Genomic DNA, 4882 nt, shown 5'->3' on the forward strand with positions numbered 1-4882 from the left:
CCTCAAGTGGATACATCGCCATGGGAGGCGCAACTCATGGTGCAAGGGAGCGGACAAGAACACGCCGCGGCGCCCTACGCCGGAGACAGTGGGTCGAGGCTAGGTGCCTCGGTGCTGCAGCCGGGTCACTCAACGGCGCGCCATCATGATGCGCCGGATTCGTCAGTGGTTGATCTGAATCCCCCCGCACCGTCCGAGTTGCGTGACCCTGCTCGTTCTGTGCCGCCGGCGGTGCAGCCAGATCCTCCAATAGGGGTCTCCGGTCGCGACAAGGGTCCTCTCTATTCCAACGATGCGACCATTGTCGAAGGGCTGAGGTCAGCATTGGAGAGCACGGTCAAGCGCCATGTAAATTCTCTTCTCGGCTTTGGTCGTTGGCTCTTTGATAATAACAGGCCGGGATTTGCTGCTCGGCTTCACGAGGAGTCGCTGGATCCGGATCTCAAGGAGTACGAGAGCAAGAGTGGCTCCTCGGACGTGGCTAGAGCAGTGGGTCATCTCAAGACGTGGGCGGGCGGAGCGCCAGTGCTGGACCGCGCCGCTGTCCTGAATAATCCCGACCCTGCCGACGCCGCGCTCATCAGAGATTACACAGCGGCTCCCATCAAAGAGTACAAGGCAGCGCCGACCGGGCCGAATCCCGCTACCATTCAGACCTATGGATCTGCTCCTAGACGTTTCAGTGAATACCTGGTTGAAAACAAAAAGCCGGGGATTGCGGCTCGGCTTCACGAGGGGTCGCTGGATGAAGATGCCAAGCGCTATAACAACTCCGGTGGGATCAGTGCACTAGCTCATCTCCGGAAGTCCGAACTCGGGCGCGAGCTCCCTGGGAAAGCTAATGAAGACGACGCTGTTCTGCCATTGCCTTTCGTGCCAACTGGGCCCCATCACCAAGCCTCGGATCCCGCAGGGTCCTTTCGTCCCCTGATCTGGCGCGACGGCGACCAGCGCGCGCCGGACGAGCGGATCGCAGCACAGGACAGGAGCAACCAGCTACCAAGCGAGGAGGTCCTCATCAACCGTGAGCATGATACAGCGGAGTTGAGACCAGCGAAGAGGCAAAGGACCCCGAACAGTCGTCTGCAGGACGTTGCCACTGAGCCGCAGCTGAGCGAGATCGGCAATTCAGGCGCTCGCGTGCTGATGCAGGCCCCCACCCATCAAGTGGGTGCATTGCCATGGGAAGCGCAGCCCATGATGCAAGGGAGCGGACAAGAACACGCCGCGGCGCCGTACGCCGGAGGCAGTGGGTCGATGCTGGGTGCCTCGGTGCTGCAGCCGGGTCACTCAACGGCGCGCCATCATCATGCGCCGGATTCGTCAGTGGTTGATCTGAATCCCCCCGCACCGTCCGAGTTGCGTGACCATGCTCGTTCTGTGCCGGCGGCGGTGCAGCCAGATCCTCCAATAGGGGTCTCCGGTCGCGACAAGGGTCCCCTCTATTCCAACGATGCGACCGTTGTCGAAGGGCTGAGGTCAGCTTACGCGGGTAAGGTCAAGGAGAGCACGGTCAAGCGCCATGTAAATTCTCTTCTCGGCTTTGGTCGTTGGCTCTTTGACAATAACAGGCCGGGATTTGCTGCTCGGCTTGACGAATCGTCGCTGGATCAGGATCGCAAGGAGTACGAGAGCAGGGGTGGCCCCTCGGAGTACGAGAGCAGGGGTGGCCCCTCGATCGTGGCTAGAGCACTGGGTCGTCTCAAGACGTTGGCGGGCGGAGCGCCAGTGGTCGACCGCCCTGTCCGGAATCCCTACCCTGCCGACGCCGCGCTCATCAGAGATTACACAGCGGCTCTCATCAAAGAGTACAAAGAAGCGCCTGCGACCGGGCCGAATCGCGGTACCATTCAGGTCTATGGATCTACTCTTATACGTTTCAGTGAATACCTGCATGAAAACAAAAAGCCGGGGATTGCGGATCGGCTTCACGAGGGGTCGCTGGATGAAGATGCCAAGCGCTATGTGAACTCCGGTGGTAACCGGAGGATCAGTGCACTAGCTCATCTCCGGAAGTTCGCACCCGGGCGCGAAATTGCCCTTGCTGCTCGTCCGGAAGACGCAGTCGGCATGGAGGCTCGTGCCATTGGGGACGCCGCTGCGCAGCGCAGCGGGCCGCAGGAGGCATTGGGTCGGCCAGAGAGGCCCCCTGGGAAAGCTAAAGACGGGCGGGTGCTCGGCGCATTGGAATGGCTAGGCGACGAACATATCCAGAGGGATTACCAACTCCTGGAGCAGGAGTTGCAGGGGAACAATCCAGATCTCGCCGCCCGGACGCGGTTCGTGGATCCCCTCGTAGCCAATTATCATCTGCGCTTGGGCTCCAAGAGCGTCATGCTAAGCGCATTCCAGCGCATCGTCCATAAGAACGGCAACGACACAGCCGACTTCCTGTTCGTGCCAGTGAGCGATGCCGGTACGACTCGTGAGGAGCGCGGCAAACATTGGTCGCTGCTGTTCGTTGATCGCAGCGACCGGGAACGGCCGGTTGCCTATCATTATGACTCCTACAACGGATGGCATGACCCGCTTGCAAAAGAGCTCGCAGAAAATCTGGGCGCCAGCCTGGAGACCCGCGTGGGCGTATCCCGCATCGCCCAGCAGAGCAACGTGGTGGATTGCGGAGTCTACGTGGTGGACGGCACGCGGGCGCTGGTTGGGCGATTGCAATCGCAGCCAGATGACCTGAACCTCAACAACCTCGTCGTCAATCGGCAGGCACTACAAACCCGCCTCAGGGGTGACGATACATTCGGAACGGCAAATAATCTCACGAACTTTGAACTCATGGACCGACAGGCCCGAGACGCGGTTAAGGAAAGCCCCGTTGGGACGTTTCACCAGCAGATCAAGCGGCTCGGCCAGTCAGCGCCAGACGTTGCTCCCGGGGACCCATTTAAATTTCAAAGTCTTGAGAGCAAGGGGGACGCCGCTGCGCAGCACAGCGGGCCGCAGGAGGAATACAGTTGGCCAGAGTATCTCCCCCCTGGGAAAGCTAATGAAGACGACGCTGTACTGGCATCGTCTTTCGTGCCAACTGGGCCCCATCACCAAGCCTCGGATCCCGCAGGGTCCTTTCGTCCCCTGAGCTGGCGCGACGGCGACCAGCGCGCGCCGGACGAGCGGATCGCAGCACAGGACAGGAGCAACCAGCTACCAAGCGAGGAGGTCCTCATCAACCGTGAGCATGATACAGCGGAGTTGAGACCAGCGAAGAGGCAAAGGACCCCGAACAGTCGTCTGCAGGACGTTGCCACTGAGCCGCAGCTGAGCGAGATCGGCAATTCAGGCGCTCGCGTGCTGATGCAGGCCCCCACCCATCAAGTGGGTGCATTGCCATGGGAAGCGCAGCCCATGATGCAAGGGAGCGGACAAGAACACGCCGCGGCGCCGTACGCCGGAGGCAGTGGGTCGATGCTGGGTGCCTCGGTGCTGCAGCCGGGTCACTCAACGGCGCGCCATCATCATGCGCCGGATTCGTCAGTGGTTGATCTGAATCCCCCCGCACCGTCCGAGTTGCGTGACCATGCTCGTTCTGTGCCGGCGGCGGTGCAGCCAGATCGCCCAAAAGTGGTCTCCGGTCCCGACAAGGGTCCTCTTTATTCCAACGATGCGACCCTTGTCGAAGGGCTGAGGTCAGCACTCTATGCCGGTAAGGTCGGGGAGATCACGGTCAAGCGCCATGTAGATATTCTTTTCGGCTTTGGTCATTGGCTCGTTGAAAATAACAAGCCGGGGATTGCGGATCGGCTTCACGAGGAGTCGCTGGATCGGGATCGCAAGGAGTACGAGATCTGGGGTGGCGGCCCCTCGGCCGTGGCTGGGTCACTGGGTCGTCTCAAGACGTGGGCGGGCGGAGCGCCAGTGGTGGGCCGCCCGGCCCTGAATCCCCACCCTGCCGACGCCGTGCTCATCAGAGAGTACACAGCGGCTCTCATCAAAGCGTACGAGGCAGCGCCGACCGGGCCGAAACCCCGTACCGTTGAGGTCTATGGGTCTGCTCTTAGACGTTTCAGTCAATGCCTGGTTGAAAACAAAAAGCCGGGGATTGCGGATCGGCTTCACGAGCGGTCGCTGGATGAAGATGCCAAGCGCTATATGAAAACCGCTGAAATCAGTGCACTAACTCATGTCCGGAAGTTCGCACTCGGGCGCGAAATTGCCCTTGCTGCTCGTCCGGAAGACGCAGTCGGCATGGAGGCTCGTGCCATTGGGGACGCCGCTGCGCAGACCGCGGCACAAGCTCATGGCCACGCAGGAGAGCAGGGACCCATCTCTCGAGCTCAACAAGTCGCGCCAGCGCCGTTTGAACGGCACTTGGGCAAGAAGCGCGAGGCCCAGGACGGACTGACGAGTACACTTGACAGGAGCAACCTCGTGAACAGCGGGGGCGTCATCATAAACAATGAACATTCCACAGCGCTGTTGAGACCGGCGAAGAGGCAGAGGACTGATAATCCGCAAAGCCGCGCCATGGGGCGGCAACTGAGCGAAGCAACCACGACGTCCATCAGCCAAGCCTCCGATCAAGCCCGAGCGGACCTAGTGGCTTCCTTCAGAAGCAGGGAGCGCTCCGACGCGGGGCGTTGAGCTCCATGGCTGGGGTCAAGCAGAACAGCTCTCTTGACGACAGAGGCGCTGATGCGATCTCCGGACCGGTAGCTCTCGCCGTAATTGATCAGGCTGGTACTGTTGGAAGGCTTGATCAGCCTCGTCACCCCAATCTCCAGCATAGCTCACTGTCACGCGGCCAACGTGCCTCCGTAGCTAACATCTACGTCAGCGTTGAAGAAGTAGCCTGCGCCACGGGATGTTTTGACCAGGCGAGGGTTGGCCGCATCAGCCTCCAGCTTTCGGCGCAAGCGCATGATTAGGACATCGA

2 protein-coding genes are annotated in these 4882 nt (G+C 60.7%); one reads left to right on the plus strand and one right to left on the minus strand.

Annotated elements, in window-relative coordinates:
- Positions 1–165: 165 nt before the first annotated feature.
- Positions 166–4590 (plus strand): Ulp1 family isopeptidase, encoded by a 4425-nt coding sequence (locus NKI20_RS33280; RefSeq protein WP_352838200.1) that lies wholly within the window; start codon positions 166–168, stop codon positions 4588–4590.
- A 152-nt stretch (positions 4591–4742) separates the two neighbouring features.
- Here the strand turns inward: NKI20_RS33280 and NKI20_RS33285 are convergent.
- A partial coding sequence (locus NKI20_RS33285) for a winged helix-turn-helix domain-containing protein (protein WP_352546282.1) occupies positions 4743–4882 on the minus strand: 140 nt, incomplete at its 5' end.

The sequence above is a fragment of the Mesorhizobium sp. M0830 genome (assembly GCF_040319965.1).
Classification (GTDB): Bacteria; Pseudomonadota; Alphaproteobacteria; order Rhizobiales; family Rhizobiaceae; genus Mesorhizobium.